10 protein-coding genes and 3 pseudogenes are annotated in these 16,661 nt (G+C 40.9%); 10 read left to right on the forward strand and 3 right to left on the reverse strand.

What is annotated here, in order from left to right; genetic code table 11:
- Position 1: 1 nt before the first annotated feature.
- The 3 genes from tnpC (LFX17_RS06735) to tnpA (LFX17_RS06745) are packed head-to-tail and all read right to left on the reverse strand — an operon-like array spanning position 2 to position 2,248.
- The gene (tnpC, locus tag LFX17_RS06735) at positions 2 to 1,579 is read right to left on the reverse strand and encodes an IS66 family transposase (RefSeq protein ID WP_118966396.1); all 1,578 of its coding nucleotides are present in this window, start codon (positions 1,577 to 1,579) and stop codon (positions 2 to 4) included.
- 43 nt (positions 1,580 to 1,622) lie between these two features.
- Entirely contained in the window at positions 1,623 to 1,970 is a 348-nt protein-coding gene (gene tnpB, locus LFX17_RS06740; RefSeq protein WP_118966397.1) for an IS66 family insertion sequence element accessory protein TnpB, read from the reverse strand.
- Entirely contained in the window at positions 1,961 to 2,248 is a 288-nt protein-coding gene (gene tnpA, locus LFX17_RS06745) for an IS66 family insertion sequence element accessory protein TnpA (protein WP_118966454.1), read from the reverse strand. The genes tnpB (LFX17_RS06740) and tnpA (LFX17_RS06745) overlap by 10 nt, the downstream gene beginning before the upstream one ends.
- A gap of 60 nt (positions 2,249 to 2,308) precedes the next feature.
- Here tnpA (LFX17_RS06745) and LFX17_RS20810 point away from each other — a divergent pair.
- From LFX17_RS20810 to tnpC (LFX17_RS06795), 10 genes and pseudogenes are all read left to right on the forward strand, one after another.
- Positions 2,309 to 3,868, forward strand: a pseudogene (locus LFX17_RS20810) (RHS repeat-associated core domain-containing protein); the annotation flags it as partial.
- A 739-nt stretch (positions 3,869 to 4,607) separates the two neighbouring features.
- Positions 4,608 to 6,950 (forward strand): RHS repeat-associated core domain-containing protein, encoded by a 2,343-nt coding sequence (locus tag LFX17_RS20855; RefSeq protein ID WP_319941235.1) that lies wholly within the window; start codon positions 4,608 to 4,610, stop codon positions 6,948 to 6,950.
- Positions 6,951 to 6,975: 25 nt separating this feature from the next.
- Complete coding sequence (locus tag LFX17_RS06760; protein ID WP_238745795.1) at positions 6,976 to 8,196, forward strand: Kelch repeat-containing protein; 1,221 nt, start codon at positions 6,976 to 6,978, stop codon at positions 8,194 to 8,196.
- 146 nt (positions 8,197 to 8,342) lie between these two features.
- A pseudogene (locus LFX17_RS20980) lies at positions 8,343 to 10,607 on the forward strand (RHS repeat-associated core domain-containing protein); the annotation flags it as partial.
- 73 nt (positions 10,608 to 10,680) lie between these two features.
- Entirely contained in the window at positions 10,681 to 11,880 is a 1,200-nt protein-coding gene (locus LFX17_RS06770) for a Kelch repeat-containing protein (protein ID WP_238745797.1), read from the forward strand.
- Between the two features lie 416 nt (positions 11,881 to 12,296).
- Complete coding sequence (locus LFX17_RS06775; RefSeq protein ID WP_238745799.1) at positions 12,297 to 12,632, forward strand: hypothetical protein; 336 nt, start codon at positions 12,297 to 12,299, stop codon at positions 12,630 to 12,632.
- Positions 12,633 to 13,301: 669 nt separating this feature from the next.
- Positions 13,302 to 14,261: pseudogene (locus LFX17_RS06780) on the forward strand (RHS repeat-associated core domain-containing protein); the annotation flags it as partial.
- Positions 14,262 to 14,320: 59 nt separating this feature from the next.
- A complete protein-coding gene (gene tnpA / locus LFX17_RS06785; protein WP_118966454.1) occupies positions 14,321 to 14,608 on the forward strand; it encodes an IS66 family insertion sequence element accessory protein TnpA in 288 nt (95 codons plus the stop codon).
- A complete protein-coding gene (gene tnpB / locus LFX17_RS06790) occupies positions 14,599 to 14,946 on the forward strand; it encodes an IS66 family insertion sequence element accessory protein TnpB (protein WP_118966397.1) in 348 nt (115 codons plus the stop codon). Before tnpA (LFX17_RS06785) ends, tnpB (LFX17_RS06790) begins: the two co-directional genes overlap by 10 nt.
- A gap of 43 nt (positions 14,947 to 14,989) precedes the next feature.
- Positions 14,990 to 16,567 (forward strand): IS66 family transposase, encoded by a 1,578-nt coding sequence (gene tnpC, locus LFX17_RS06795; RefSeq protein ID WP_118966396.1) that lies wholly within the window; start codon positions 14,990 to 14,992, stop codon positions 16,565 to 16,567.
- Positions 16,568 to 16,661 lie beyond the last annotated feature (94 nt).

The raw sequence follows: 16,661 nt of genomic DNA on the forward strand, positions 1-16,661 counted from the left end.
CCTAACGAACCACAAGCCCACCGTTTTTTGGCAGATCCTCGCAAGAAAGACTTCTCGGTATCGTTTCCCAAGACTTAAAAAGATCTCGTAAATAAGCGTAAGGATCGATACCTGAGATCTTTGCATTTTGAATTAACGAATAGAATCCCGCGCTCGCAGTTGCCCCTTGTGGACAACCGGAGAAGAGCCAGTTTTTTCTACCGATCACAAAAGGACGAATGTCGTTCTCAACGAGATTCGTATCTAATTGCAATTCCGGATGATCCAAAAAGAGAAGCAGTTTTTCCCACTGGCCAGAAAGATAAGAGAGCGCTTTTCCCATAGAAGATTTGGGAGCAACTTCGACGATCCGTTTGTTCATCCAAGAACGAATCTCATCAACGATAGGCTTAGATTCGGATTGCCTGAGTTTCAGATGTTCTTCAGAACTTAAACTTTCTACCTTAGCTTTTGACTCGATTGTATAAAGCTTACCGATTTTCTTTACGATCCATTCTGCTTGCACATTCTTAGAATCGATTTTTAGAATTTCGAAAAATCTCCTCCTCGCATGATTCCAACATCCCGCGTGAAGAATCTTAGATTTAACTTTCAACAAAGAATCGTAAGATTCAAAACCGTCCGTTTGGATGATTCCTTCAAATCCCTGGATCCATTCTTCTAAAAACTTAGCGCTCCGACTCGGCTCATAATGATAGAGAACAACGGGCTTTTCTCTGATGAACCCTCGGATCACCCACATATACGATTTGGATGTATTCAACTTTCCTTCTTCGTTTAACACTTGAAGAATCGTCTCATCGATCTGCAAATACTTCGATTTGAAAAGTTCCCTTCTCACATCCTCGATCATCGGAGAAAGTTTTTCAAAAACTTGAATTGCGGTATTGGAAAGGGTGCTCCTTGAAATATCCACTCCCGATCTCTGGAGAATCCCGGCTTGTCTGTAAAACGGAAGAGCATCCGCAAACTTTTGAGTAAGCGTGTGAGCTAAGAATCCGGAAGAAAGCATACTCTTCTCAGCGATCTGATGGGGAACCGGCGCGATTCTTACGACAGGTAGAGTTTCATCAGAAGTTCCTTCACAATGCTTACACGCATACTTAGGGCGAATATGAACTTCGACTTGTATTTTAGCCGGGATAATATCTAACTTCTCGGACTTGTCTTCTCCGATACGAGTAAGCTCGTGACCACAAGAACAGGTTTTATCAATTTCAGGAATATCATGTAGGATTTCGATTCTTGGAAAGTAGTCCGGGAAAGGTTTTCTTCCCGTCTTCTTTCTTGTATGGCTTTTAACAGGACTAAAAAGACTTTCTTCTTCGGGTTCAGGAGAATCTTCTTGCAAGGAGCTTTCTATTTCGTTAAAAAGAAATCCTTGATCTTTTTCGATCTGACTCCATTTCTCAGTCTTTCTCCCGAAAAGCTGGATCTTCAATCTCTCGATCTGATCCAAATGTTCGGATTCTTTCTGTTTTTGGAGTCGTAATTCTTCCTGATATTTATTATTCTCTAATATAATGATTCTTTTTAGTTCTTCTACATCATCAGGAAGAGAGTTTAGATCCAAAGACATTCGGATTCAGTCTTAATACTTTCTTTTCTTGAGTCAAACATTTTCAACTGACATTCTTGTATTTTAGTTTCTTGTGCTCTTTGAAAAAATCGATCCCATTCAATAGCCAATGAAACCTTTCAACGGGTATTTTATGCACTTCCTCCTCTGAGTTCGGCCACGGGAATTTACTCTCTTCCAGTCTCTTCTGCCAAAGGCAAAACCCGCTCTTATCCCAGTAGAGCATCTTCAGTTTATCTTTCTTGCGATTGCAGAAGAGAAAGACGCTCGCCGAATACGGATCTTTTTTCATCTTTCCTTCTACGATTACAGAGAGCGTATTGATCGATTTCCTTAAATCCGTCGCCCCAGGTCGAAGATACACTTTTCTGTTTCCGGGATTTAACTCCATCGTCCTAAACTAAACTGAACGTTTACTTGGAGCGATGCCTTCCCCGACGTATCTATCTTTAGGGTCAAAAATTCGGCTTCTACCAATGACTGAGAATTTGTCGAGGAAGGAGGAATTTCTACAAAGTCGTTCTTCTCTGAATGCTTAGAACGTCTCTCCCAATGATATCGAAACGTCGTGTATTTGAGGTGTCTTTCTTTACAATACTGAGGCTGGGAAAGTCCACTCTTTGAAAAGTCATCAAACTCTTTGGGCCAATCTATTTTCGTTTTTTTCATCAAAGACAGTTTACAACATTTATACGATTAGAAAAAGGTGCGGTTGTTTAGGCGCTTACATTGCAGGGAGACTTAGTCGCACAGTGGACGCGAGAAGATGCAACGTTGCAGTTGGCTCAAACGGAAGGAACTCCGGAGTCAAGTAAAAACTCAATTGCATTGTTTGTCGGAAGAATTGTAGGAACTGCTACGGAACCGTTTTGTAAGGACGTAGCGATTGACTGTGCAGACTATTACAAAAACCGAATTAAGGACCGAGTAAGTTCCGTATTCGGCTACTCGGAGTTATTCCAAGAAGGAGTTCCCACAAAAGTTTACAACGCCTTCTACTTTTTGCTTCTTTTAACCGTTCTTTATCTTTCCTACCCTTATTTCTTGAAGGGGAACGAACTACTCCAAAGACTTTCCTGGCAAGGTGTTGGAACTCCAGCGGCGCTCGTAGCAGTGTTTGTCGTAACATCGATTCCGGGTTGTGGAGTTTTACCTGGTTCCGGAGGCAAAGAAGGCGATCCTCCTTGGGTGTTGGCAATGGGAGCGAATGTAAATCCGGGAACACCGAGCATTCAAAACCCAAATGCAGGAACGACAGGGGGAGGCAATGTCGGCGGAACACCAGTGAACGGAATGTATTTCTATCACCCGGATCATCTTGGTTCAATCAACATGATAACGGACGGATACGGAAACCCTGCGAGCGGACCTGAACCCGGAGTGAGTTACGTATCTTACGAGCCTTACGGTTCTATCAACCGAACCGACTCTTACGGACCCGATATATTCCGTTACAAATACACCGGTCAGATTGAAGACAAAGAAACCGGGCTTTACTATTACAAGTCGAGATACTACGAACCTATATTAGGAAGATTTTTACAAGCGGACTCGATTGTTGTTCCTGAATCAACGAGTGGAATGAATCGTTATATGTATGTTGACGGAAACCCTGTGAACTACCGTGATCCGAGTGGGCATCTCAGCGGTTCGGGTTTGATGCACATGGTGAATCGAATTATCGGTCATGCGATGGGGAAGGATTTTAATTCTAAGGGGATGGACAAGCGTTTGAGTGCGAGAGGAATCTCGACTGGCGGGAATCGGTTTTTTCACAATGCGACTTTTGTTAAAAAAGGCAGGTATTATTGGGATGTTGGAAATACCATTTTTAGCCAGCGAAGAATAGGTAGATGGTGGAATGAATATTCTGGCAAATCGCATGTTCAAAACACTGCAAACCATGCGGTGCATTTTTCCATATCCATATATACGAGTTCGAAACAATGTAAAGATCAGCTTGGTGCTGAGGCTTGTCGTAATCTAGAAATATTGAATCAAATGGTATATCAAAAGTTTGAAAGACATTTTACAGATTGGGAAAATCCTTTTAAGAATGGGATTACACTAAGCTTAGGTGATATTTCTAAGCCATTTGAAAATAATGGAGTTAGTTGTAAGTCTTCTAAATCCTTGGGAGAAGGATTCTTTCTGGGAGCGGCTTCTGCTGGAGAAGAAGGGCGTCCTAACGGTGATGGCACTTTAAACCGAGGAGAAAAAGAAGCCGAATTTTTCAAAACAATACTCATTGTGCTTGGCTCCTGTGTTGCTTCACAAAACTCAGATTAGGATAAAGAAGAAAATGAAAAAATATTTTATTATCATTATGTTGCTACTTTTCTGCAAGGGGGAGGATGTTGGTTTTAAAAAAGATTGCAAACCAGTAATTGACTCGACATTAACGTCCCTTTGCCTTCCGATTATCAATAACAATCAATCCAATTCTGTGGACCCAGAGTTTTATCTGAACGTTTGCTTATTAAGATTATATGAGGCAAGTAACTGCGAATAATAAAAATGAAATGGGATTAAGGTATCTTAATGTACCAAGTACGTTATGGACAATGATTTTATTTTGTCTGATTGGATGCGGTTCGCCACAGGATTTAAAACAAGAGTTGAAAATCCATAATGAAATACGAAATACCTTGCCTAAGGAGCAGATCGAAAATTACAAAAAATGCAATTTGGAATTTGAAAAATGCCTAAAAAAGTGTGATAAGGAGTATTCTGAATTGTTTGATGCCAGGGATTCAAGGAATGCCGCTTGTAAGAATTCATGTGTTGGTAAATATGAATTCAAAGAAGGATGTCTAATTATATTTCAGTCAAGAACTCGTAGGATTTACCGATCTAATGCTTCGCCAGTTGGCTACTGAAAAATTATAAATTTGAATTATCTGTTGATATGGAGTGTTCGTCAATTTGAATCAAGGATCTCCATTGATATTTATAAGGTTGTTTATAGTGACGCCGATCGCCGCGTTAGGGATCGAGCGTGGTCAAGTTATTGGATTTCTAAGAAGTGATGAAAAAGAATAAACACAATAACTTGACCGAAGCGGAGAGCCCGGGCCGCGTAGCGGCAACGCCCGTAATCACGGAAACGTTACCTGATGGAACGAAACTTCACAACAACTACTCGACGAACGGAACGTTGTCGAATATCACGATGGACTCGGCTGATGGGACGAGCGTGGGACATACGGTCGTGAGCTATCAAGGGCCGTATTTAAACGCGAACGGAGTTCCGTCCGTGCGGCGTGTATCCGGCAATGGTGTGACGATGGAAATCGGATTCGAACCGGTGGAAAAATTACCGGTAAGTATTCTTTCAACGAAACCGGACGGAAGCGTGATTGCGAATACGGAACTGACGTATGATGCAAAAAACAACCTAACGAAAATCGATGACAAACTGAATCCAAGCAGAACTCAGAACTTTACATTGGACAATTTGAATCGAGTCACACAGGCGACTGGAAAATACGGAACACAGAATTACAACTTTGCAGCAAACGGAAACTTAATACAAAAAGGCGCATATACCTTGAGCTACGGGGATGGAACGCACGCAAATGCGGTAACGACTGCAAACAGCCCGAGCACGGGAACGATGAGCTACGGATACGATGCAAGCGGGAACATGACTTCGAGGAACGGGGATACACTCCGTTACAACAGCTATGGCAAGTTGATTGAAATTACACCGTATGGAACGAGTAGTTCGATCTTGAATACATACGACTATGCCGGAAGTAGAATCAAGTCAGAATCTCAGATTTCCCTTGTGACGACATATACGTTGTCACCCGGTTACGAGATCGTAAGAAATCCCGGCCAACCGGAAAGGCATACATTGTATGTGAGGGGATTGCAAGGAGACTTGGTCGCTCAGTGGACGAGGGATGATGCAACGCTGCAGTTGGCCCGAACGGAAGGAACTCCGGAGTCAAGCAGTTCTTCGATTGGACAGTTTGTCGGGAGAATTGTAGGAACTGCTACGGAACCGTTTTGTAAGGACGTAGCGATTGACTGTGCAGACTATTACAAAAACCGAATCAAGGACCGCTTGTCTTCCGTATTCGGCTACTCGGAGTTATTCCAAGAAGGAGTTCCCACAAAAGTTTACAACGCGTTTTACTTTTTGCTTCTCTTAACCGTTCTTTATCTTTCCTACCCTTATTTCTTGAAGGGGAACGAACTACTCCAAAGACTTTCCTGGCAAGGTGTTGGAACTCCAGCGGCGCTCGTAGCACTGTTTGTCGTAACATCGATTCCGGGTTGTGGAGTTTTACCGGGTTCCGGAGGCAAAGAAGGTGATCCTCCTTGGGTGTTGGCAATGGGAGCGAATGTAAATCCGGGAACACCGAGCATTCAAAACCCAAATGCAGGAACGACAGGGGGAGGCAATATCGGTGGAACACCGGTGAACGGAATGTATTTCTATCACCCGGATCATCTTGGTTCAATCAACATGATAACGGACGGATACGGAAACCCTGCGAGCGGACCTGAACCTGGAGTGAGTTACGTATCTTACGAGCCTTACGGTTCTATCAACCGAACCGACTCTTACGGACCTGATATATTCCGTTACAAATACACCGGTCAGATCGAAGACAAAGAAACCGGGCTTTACTATTACAAGTCGAGATACTACGAACCTATATTAGGAAGATTTTTACAAGCGGACTCGATTGTTGTTCCTGAATCAACGAGTGGAATGAATCGTTATATGTATGTTGACGGAAATCCTGTGAACTACCGTGATCCGAGTGGGCATCTCACTGGGCCCGGTATAATGCACATGGTGAATCGAATTATCGGTCATGCGATTGGGAAGGATTTTAATTCTAAGGGGATGGACAAGCGATTGAGTGCGAGAGGAATCTCGACTGGCGGGAATCGGTTTTTTCACAATGCGACTTTTGTTAAAAAAGGCAGGTATTATTGGGATGTTGGAAATACAATTTTTAGTCAGCGAAAAATAGGTACGTGGTGGAACACTGCTATGGGGAATAAAGATTATGTAAATTCTGCCAATCATCAATTCAACTTTGTATTTGGACTTTACGCAAATAGCGCAGAATGCAAAAAGTCTTTTGGAGAAACTACTTGTTTGTTCATGTATGCCTTTTCAGTTGGATTGGATGAATATAATAAAAGAAAGCATGATGCAAGAGGTAATATGTTTAATAAGAATCGCCCTACTAAAATTAAGCAAAGGTCAGAAGGCGCAGTGATTTATTTATGGTACACAAATAGATATTCTGGTGGTTATTGTGGAGCGACTGAAAGTGGCGATATTCAAGATGCTGAAGACGTGACGACTGCTGAGCAGTGTAATACAACAGGCACAAGTAAATAATAATAAATTATTTTAGGAGATCAGAATGAGATATAATTATTTTATAAAAACTTACATAGCTATTTATTTGATAATTTTTACATTTATACAAATTCAATGTAAGCCATCAAATGAGCCGTTTCTATCAAATGAGCAAATTGCAATAATTGGACTTCTTAGAAGTGCAGGTTTTCAAGGTAGGTTTAATCATGCATCAGTGAAACTTGCCGATGGCAAACGCGTTCTTTTTTGCGGTGGTACGAATGGTATGGGTTTTATTTACAAATCTTGTTATATTTTCAGTGAAGATACAGGTAAAATTCTCAAAATATCTGATTTGAATATAGAAAGGACCACTTTTACTATGCATTTGCTTAATTCTGGAAAGGTGCTTGTTGCAGGCGGAGTTGGGAGCAATGATAGTTTTATTGTAACTTCTGAAATTTTTGACCCAATGACTGAAAGTTTTTCAGTTGGACCTAAGCTGAATTCAGGGCGAATTTATTTTGCCTCAACAAAGTTGAATAATGGAAAAATATTATTTAGCGGTGGCGTTGGTTTAAATGGTCAAATTTTGAAAACTTTAGAGATCTATGATCCAGCTTTGAATTTATTTTCAAATAGTGCTAATCAAATGACAACTGAGAGATTTTATCATACTGCAACAACATTAGTATCAGGCAATGTTTTAATTGCTGGCGGAAGTAATAAGACTTCAAGGCTATCGTCGGCTGAAATATATGATCCTGTTGGCGATTCGTTAACCGTAACGGGGAACTTGAATCATCCTAGGTCACGACATTCTGCAGCATTGCTTGGAAATGGTAATGTCTTAATAACAGCAGGTAGGGGTGGACAGGATTCAGATTCGAATGTTTACTATGAAGAGTTTGGAGAAGTTTACGCTGGAGCCACGTTTTCTTTAACAGCAGGCAAAATGAATTTTCCACGTCGTTCTCAGGCGATCAGAACTTTATTGAATGGGGATATATTAATTTGCGGTGGCTATGTGTTGCGCGCTGATTCTTCGATATCTGATACGACTAATTCATGCGAGAAATATAATGTAGTTAGCAATACTTATTCAAGTTTGTTGAATCTATCTGTGCCGAGAGCTAATCCAGTTATAGAGGTTTTAAATAACGGTAAAATTTTTATATTTGGCGGTATTCTAATGGATGGTTTTTTTGCGAACGATGTTACGACCGATAATACGGGTGAAATTATTGATTTGCAATCCAATACTACAGCTCGAATAACATTATGAAACAATGAAATATTTTAGTGTAAGTTTCCCGCGTTAGGGATCGATGCGTGGTCAAGTTATTGGATTTCTGAGAAGTGATGAAAAAGAATAAACACAATAACTTGACCGAAGCGGAGAGCCCGGGCCGCGTAGCGGCAACGCCCGTAATCACGGAAACGCTACCTGATGGAACGAAACTTCACAACAACTACTCGACAAACGGAACGTTGTCGAATGTCACGATGGATTCTGCAGATGGGACGAGCGTGGGACATACTGTCGTGAGCTATCAAGGGCCGTATTTAAACGCGAACGGAGTTCCATCCGTGCGGCGTGTAAGCGGGAACGGTGTGACGATGGAAATAGGATTTGAACCTTTGGAAAAATTACCGGTAAGCATATTGTCCACAAAACCGGATGGAAGCGTGATCGCAAATTCTGAACTTACGTATGATGCAAAAAACAACCTAACGAAAATCGATGACAAACTGAATCCAAGCAGAACACAAAACTTTACATTAGACAATTTGAATCGAGTGACACAAGCGACGGGGAAATACGGAACACAGAACTACAATTTTTCTGCAAGTGGAAACTTAACGCAAAAAGGCGCATATACTTTAGGATATGGGGATGGAACGCACGCGAATGCGGTGACGACTGCAAACAGCCCGAGCACGGGAACGATGAATTACGGATACGATGCAAGCGGGAACATGACTTCGAGGAACGGGGATACGTTACGTTACAACAGCTATGGCAAGTTGATTGAAATTACACCGTATGGAACGAGTAGTTCGATCTTGAATACATACGACTATGCCGGAAGTAGAATCAAGTCAGAATCTCAGATTTCCCTTGTGACGACATATACGTTGGGACCAAACTACGAGATCGTAAGAAATCCCGGCCAACCGGAAAGGCATACATTGTATGTGAGAGGTTTGCAGGGGGACTTAGTCGCTCAGTGGACGCGAGAAGATGCAACGTTGCAGTTGGCCCAATCTGAAGGAACTCCGGAGTCAAGTAAAAACTCAATTGCATTGTTTGTCGGAAGAATTACAGGGAGTGACGATGGCTCGAAAGGATCGAAAGTTTCCATTTTTGTGGGAACTCTTACAAATTCGTTTTGCAAGGACGTAGCGATTGACTGTGTAGACTATTACGAAAACCGAATCAAGGACCGAGTAAGTTCCGTCTTCGGTTACTCGGAACTTTTCCAAGAGGGAGTTCCCACAAAAGTTTACAACGCCTTCTACTTTTTGCTTCTCTTAACCGTTCTTTATCTTTCTTACCCTTATTTCTTGAAGGGCAACGAACTACTCCAAAGACTTTCCTGGCAGGGTGTTGGAACTCCAGCGGCGCTCGTAGCACTGTTTGTCGTAACATCGATTCCGGGTTGTGGAGTTTTACCTGGTTCCGGAGGCAAAGAAGGCGATCCTCCTTGGGTGTTGGCAATGGGAGCGAATGTAAATCCGGGAACACCGAGCATTCAAAACCCAAATGCAGGAACGACAGGGGGAGGCAATATCGGCGGAACACCTGTGAACGGAATGTATTTCTATCACCCGGATCATCTTGGTTCGATCAACATGATTACGGACGGATACGGAAACCCTGCGAGCGGACCTGAACCTGGAGTGAGTTACGTATCTTACGAGCCATACGGTTCTATCAACCGAACCGATTCTTACGGACCTGATATATTCCGTTACAAATACACCGGTCAGATCGAAGACAAAGAAACCGGGCTTTACTATTACAAGTCGAGATACTACGAACCAATATTAGGAAGGTTTTTACAAGCGGACTCGCTTGTTGTTCCTGAATCAATGAGTGGAATGAATCGTTATATGTATGTTGACGGAAATCCTGTGAACTACCGTGATCCGAGTGGGCATCTCAGCGGTTCGGGTTTGATGCACATGGTGAATCGAATTATCGGTCATGCGATGGGGAAGGATTTTCATAATGGCAATAGCCCGAGTATGAAAAGCATTGGAAAAGATTTACATCGTAGTAATTTAGGAAAAAAAATAAATACGAAAGATATAACGAAAGGATTAAAAAAATCCTTTAAGGGCTTTATTAAATGGACGCAAAGAGCTACCCGCGATAGGAATAACGGACAAGCTCTTAAAAGTAGAGAAAAACAAAGAAGTAGAAAAAGCCATGTCGCAGAATGGATTTATTTTTGGAATTTGGGTTTTGCAAAAGGCGGAGGAAATGCGAATACTGGTGGAAATAATGGTCCAAAGAATGATAACCCAACTTGCCAAATGGTTCAAGGGGTTCTCCAGTGCGGAGAATGTATAATTTATCCTTATCCAGCTTGTCCATTGCCAGCCCCAGATGAACCAGCGCCTCCATCTCCTCCTGAAGGAGGAGGTTCGGGTTTGATTAAAGATGATGAAAGTAAGAACGAGCCATAAGCATAAATGGCTTTATTTCTTAAATGAAATTCAATATTGAAGAAAATTAGTTTAATTAAAAATGTGGTAATCTATGAAATACTTATTTGTTAAATTTCTTATTGTCGTTTTTCTTTTTTCGCAATGCAATCCATCCGACAACGATAATACTAAAGAATTAGGTATAATTGCTCTTTTATTGATTATTACACAAAAATATGGAAGATACGGTCATGAATCTATTCCGATCGGAAATAACATTCTGATAATGGGCGGCCAAAATGGATTCAAAACGTATAATGATATTCATCAATTTGATCCAACCCAAAAAATAATCTTTCAAGTAAATAGCTTGAAGTTTGCGCGCTCTAATTTTAAGGCGATTCGTCTGTTGGATGGAAGAGTCTTTATTGCAGGAGGGAATACTAACCCTTTAAGTTCAGCTTCAAACGCATTACCCCCGCTTAATCAAACAGAAATTTATGATCCCTCATCGAACTCAGTAATTAGCGGGCCAAACTTAAATCAAGGCCGTTCAGATTTTAGTATGGATTTATTGAACGACGGAAGAGTTCTTATTGCCGGTGGAAGGGCGGACTCGATTTTAAAAAGTGCAGAATTATTTGACCCAAATAGTTTTACTATTACGCCAATTGGTAATTTAACTTTCAATCGTTGCCTTCATACTTCTACAAAGTTAAACAATGGTAAAATTTTAATCATTGGTGGACTGGATAATGGTCAGGCAACTATTGCTACTTCCGAATTGTTTGATCCGAACACATTAACGTTTGCGGCATCGGGGAACCTTAGCGTTTCACGAACCCAACATACGACAAATCTTTTGGCAAACGGGAACGTACTGGTAACAGGAGGCTATAAAGTAACAGCACCACCTTTTGCATCGAATACTAAAGTGGTAGAATTGTATGATTCAGGATTAAATACATTTGCTTCTATAGGCAATTTAAGTGATTTTAAAGTAGGACATACTGCAACAGTTACAGCTTCCAATAGAATTTTATTATGTGGGGGACATCAAATACTTAACGGCACACCTATTCTTTCATCATGTGAATTATATGATACGGGAACGATGGCAGTAATTGGATCTGGACAAATGCAATCTAAAAGATCTATACATACTGCCAATTTGGTTTCGGGATCGAAAGTTTTTATAGCATCTGGCTTTGATCGTGTAGACTTTTCTTCGGGAATCCCAACGGCAAATAAGACATCCGAAGTATTTGATGTGAATCAATTTTCTTCAACATCAGTTTTTGGCGAGCTTTAAGGCAATGCCCTTCTTAATTATTTTTTACTTACATATGAGTTGTCTAATATATCTGCAAAACCAAACACGATCCCATTTGATATAATTGTAACCAGTTGCTTACCTTATGTAACAAAAGAATTGAGTTGTCCTGATGAAGATAATACATTACCATTGAGTTCTAATAAATGATGCTCTTGGAAATATGAATAAATTTACAATTGTTCTGATTGCAGTGATTACTGTCGGGTGCGGTAGGGACCAAAGGCAGAAGCAAGATGTTCTCGTTCGAAGTGATTTGTCGGATAATAAAACCTCAAGTGAGCATGCGATCTTTCTAAAACAATGTGGAATAAAATTGGACGCTTGTTTTAAGAAATGCAATCAGGAGAATCCGTATAGTTATTTCGAAAAAGCGACAAGAGAGAAATGCAAAGATGAATGTGCGAATCGGCTTGAAAATAAAGAAGGTTGTTACTTATATTTTCGATCTTCAAGAGACCATGAGTTCAGGGCTTATTCAACAAGGTAATTATAGTTTTAATTACGAAATGATATTTAAAATCTTATCAATTATACTACTTATTTTTTATACCAAGTGCAATGTTACAAATGACATTTATGAGAAATCTGATGGTAGAGGTGATGATTATGCCAAACGAAAATGTTTTATTGAATGTGTTGAACGTAGGGTGGCGGTTAATCCGTTGCCAAAGCCCACGGACTATTATGATGCTTGCTGGCCTGTTTATGTTTTGGGATGCTCAAATTGATAATGAGATATAGTATATTCATAATAATCTACTTATATACCGTACAAACGTTTGCGTTTGAAGTAAATTTAAGTAGACAATTATTGATTGTCCAAGCTTCTGAAATTGAAAACAGGGAGAAAATAAAAAAATGTAATAAGGAGTTAGATAAATGCCAAGCGGAATGCTTGCGTATTTATCCTCTTAGAAGAGATTTTAGGCAGGGGAAGTGTCGTGATTATTGTATTCTTGATTATAAAGATAAATGTGATGTACCTGTTTATATAAAATCAACGCGAATTTAATGTGAGTAGATGTGATGAATTTCCCCAAGAACTTTTCGTTTGATTTCGCAGGCAAATAAAGGATTTTTAAAAATTCTTGAAAAGCGTTTGCAATGTATTCAAAATATTGAATACTAAGACAAAAGGACCGAATTCTCCGAGAATATTCGAGGAATGATTTCGACTGCACCAGCGGTGCGGTGCGGTGCGAAGTTTGTTAGATCTTTTACAACGATTTTCGAAGGAAGGGGACCGTCCTTCGAAAAGAAAAAAGTCTGTTTTCAGCGTTAGGGATCGAGCGTGGTCAAGTTATTGAAGTTTCGTAAATATGATGAGAAAGAAAAAACACAATAACTTGACCGAAGCGGAGAGCCCGGGTTGCGAAGCAACAACGCCCGGTTTTGGCTACGATGCGTATGGTCGAATTTTGAGCGTAACGTATCCCGGCGAATCGAGTGCGAACGAAACGTATGTGTATAACAATACCGGACTCTATGACCTAACAACACTGAGCAACAACGAATCTGTGACTAAGAATACGATCGATACAACGAGCGGAAACACAAGCACGACTACGAAATATATCGATCCGCTCGGAAATACGATCCGAACCGAAAGTAACACCGCAGTGAGCGGGATTCTTTCGATTGAAGAAAGTTTTTACGATTACAACAAAGGGCAACTGATTAAAAAGTCGAACGAGTATTATTCAAACATTGCTCCTCAATATACGTTGTATCAATACAACGATCCGGACGGAGAATTGTCGACCATTACGGAGCCGCATCCGTTAGGAACGATTCAGACAAACGTTACGCGTTCGGGATTGACCGAAACGAAGAATACGATCTATCCCGACGGGCAGACGAAGTCAGAATCGATTACGAAGAATGCACTGGGTCAGGTGACGAGCAAGACGGTGCAGGGAAGAACGATCCAATACGCCTATTCCCCGTTTGGCGGATATGCGAGTATTACCGACCCGAGCGGACTTGTTACAAGTTTCGGTTACAACTCGGTTGGACAAAGAACTTCGACTCAAGATCCGAATTCGGGAACTATTTCCTATTCATACGATGCGAATGGGAGACTTTCGAGACAAACGGATGCGAGAGGGAAGTCGGTCAACTTTTCGTATGACCTGATGGGCCGAAACACTGCACAAACTACAAACGGCCCGGAGGTTCCCGTTCAATTCGTATATGACGATTCTTCGGTTCCGTTTTCTTTGGGCAGGCTTACAAAGGTTACGGATGAGTCAGGTCAGACTGAATTCCGATACAATCAAAAAGGAAATCAAATTCAAAAGACAAAACGTGTGGATGACATCGTTGCGATCTTTAAAACGGATTACGATTCCTTAAACGTAAGCGCCTAAACAACCGCACCTTTTTCTAATCGTATAAATGTTGTAAACTGTCTTTGATGAAAAAAACGAAAATAGATTGGCCCAAAGAGTTTGATGACTTTTCAAAGAGTGGACTTTCCCAGCCTCAGTATTGTAAAGAAAGACACCTCAAATACACGACGTTTCGATATCATTGGGAGAGACGTTCTAAGCATTCAGAGAAGAACGACTTTGTAGAAATTCCTCCTTCCTCGACAAATTCTCAGTCATTGGTAGAAGCCGAATTTTTGACCCTAAAGATAGATACGTCGGGGAAGGCATCGCTCCAAGTAAACGTTCAGTTTAGTTTAGGACGATGGAGTTAAATCCCGGAAACAGAAAAGTGTATCTTCGACCTGGGGCGACGGATTTAAGGAAATCGATCAATACGCTCTCTGTAATCGTAGAAGGAAAGATGAAAAAAGATCCGTATTCGGCGAGCGTCTTTCTCTTCTGCAATCGCAAGAAAGATAAACTGAAGATGCTCTACTGGGATAAGAGCGGGTTTTGCCTTTGGCAGAAGAGACTGGAAGAGAGTAAATTCCCGTGGCCGAACTCAGAGGAGGAAGTGCATAAAATACCCGTTGAAAGGTTTCATTGGCTATTGAATGGGATCGATTTTTTCAAAGAGCACAAGAAACTAAAATACAAGAATGTCAGTTGAAAATGTTTGACTCAAGAAAAGAAAGTATTAAGACTGAATCCGAATGTCTTTGGATCTAAACTCTCTTCCTGATGATGTAGAAGAACTAAAAAGAATCATTATATTAGAGAATAATAAATATCAGGAAGAATTACGACTCCAAAAACAGAAAGAATCCGAACATTTGGATCAGATCGAGAGATTGAAGATCCAGCTTTTCGGGAGAAAGACTGAGAAATGGAGTCAGATCGAAAAAGATCAAGGATTTCTTTTTAACGAAATAGAAAGCTCCTTGCAAGAAGATTCTCCTGAACCCGAAGAAGAAAGTCTTTTTAGTCCTGTTAAAAGCCATACAAGAAAGAAGACGGGAAGAAAACCTTTCCCGGACTACTTTCCAAGAATCGAAATCCTACATGATATTCCTGAAATTGATAAAACCTGTTCTTGTGGTCACGAGCTTACTCGTATCGGAGAAGACAAGTCCGAGAAGTTAGATATTATCCCGGCTAAAATACAAGTCGAAGTTCATATTCGCCCTAAGTATGCGTGTAAGCATTGTGAAGGAACTTCTGATGAAACTCTACCTGTCGTAAGAATCGCGCCGGTTCCCCATCAGATCGCTGAGAAGAGTATGCTTTCTTCCGGATTCTTAGCTCACACGCTTACTCAAAAGTTTGCGGATGCTCTTCCGTTTTACAGACAAGCCGGGATTCTCCAGAGATCGGGAGTGGATATTTCAAGGAGCACCCTTTCCAATACCGCAATTCAAGTTTTTGAAAAACTTTCTCCGATGATCGAGGATGTGAGAAGGGAACTTTTCAAATCGAAGTATTTGCAGATCGATGAGACGATTCTTCAAGTGTTAAACGAAGAAGGAAAGTTGAATACATCCAAATCGTATATGTGGGTGATCCGAGGGTTCATCAGAGAAAAGCCCGTTGTTCTCTATCATTATGAGCCGAGTCGGAGCGCTAAGTTTTTAGAAGAATGGATCCAGGGATTTGAAGGAATCATCCAAACGGACGGTTTTGAATCTTACGATTCTTTGTTGAAAGTTAAATCTAAGATTCTTCACGCGGGATGTTGGAATCATGCGAGGAGGAGATTTTTCGAAATTCTAAAAATCGATTCTAAGAATGTGCAAGCAGAATGGATCGTAAAGAAAATCGGTAAGCTTTATACAATCGAGTCAAAAGCTAAGGTAGAAAGTTTAAGTTCTGAAGAACATCTGAAACTCAGGCAATCCGAATCTAAGCCTATCGTTGATGAGATTCGTTCTTGGATGAACAAACGGATCGTCGAAGTTGCTCCCAAATCTTCTATGGGAAAAGCGCTCTCTTATCTTTCTGGCCAGTGGGAAAAACTGCTTCTCTTTTTGGATCATCCGGAATTGCAATTAGATACGAATCTCGTTGAGAACGACATTCGTCCTTTTGTGATCGGTAGAAAAAACTGGCTCTTCTCCGGTTGTCCACAAGGGGCAACTGCGAGCGCGGGATTCTATTCGTTAATTCAAAATGCAAAGATCTCAGGTATCGATCCTTACGCTTATTTACGAGATCTTTTTAAGTCTTGGGAAACGATACCGAGAAGTCTTTCTTGCGAGGATCTGCCAAAAAACGGTGGGCTTGTGGTTCGTTAGGCGGTTACAAATGAATTATACTGATAATGCAAATAAAGAAAAAATTAAAAATTGCAACATTCGTTTGGGTCGCTGTTTGGCAAAATGCGATAGT

Origin of the sequence: Leptospira sanjuanensis (genome assembly GCF_022267375.1) — a bacterium.
Lineage (GTDB): Bacteria > Spirochaetota > Leptospiria > Leptospirales > Leptospiraceae > Leptospira > Leptospira sanjuanensis.

Coding starts and splice junctions, on each gene's coding strand:
- tnpB (WP_118966397.1), top strand. CDS start 14,599: ATGGAGTTAAATCCCGGAAACAGAAAAGTGTATCTTCGACCTGGGGCG.
- tnpA (WP_118966454.1), bottom strand. CDS start 2,248: ATGAAAAAAACGAAAATAGATTGGCCCAAAGAGTTTGATGACTTTTCA.
- LFX17_RS06760 (WP_238745795.1), top strand. CDS start 6,976: ATGAGATATAATTATTTTATAAAAACTTACATAGCTATTTATTTGATA.
- LFX17_RS06770 (WP_238745797.1), top strand. CDS start 10,681: ATGAAATACTTATTTGTTAAATTTCTTATTGTCGTTTTTCTTTTTTCG.
- tnpC (WP_118966396.1), bottom strand. CDS start 1,579: ATGTCTTTGGATCTAAACTCTCTTCCTGATGATGTAGAAGAACTAAAA.
- LFX17_RS20855 (WP_319941235.1), top strand. CDS start 4,608: ATGAAAAAGAATAAACACAATAACTTGACCGAAGCGGAGAGCCCGGGC.
- tnpC (WP_118966396.1), top strand. CDS start 14,990: ATGTCTTTGGATCTAAACTCTCTTCCTGATGATGTAGAAGAACTAAAA.
- tnpA (WP_118966454.1), top strand. CDS start 14,321: ATGAAAAAAACGAAAATAGATTGGCCCAAAGAGTTTGATGACTTTTCA.
- tnpB (WP_118966397.1), bottom strand. CDS start 1,970: ATGGAGTTAAATCCCGGAAACAGAAAAGTGTATCTTCGACCTGGGGCG.
- LFX17_RS06775 (WP_238745799.1), top strand. CDS start 12,297: ATGAATGTGCGAATCGGCTTGAAAATAAAGAAGGTTGTTACTTATATT.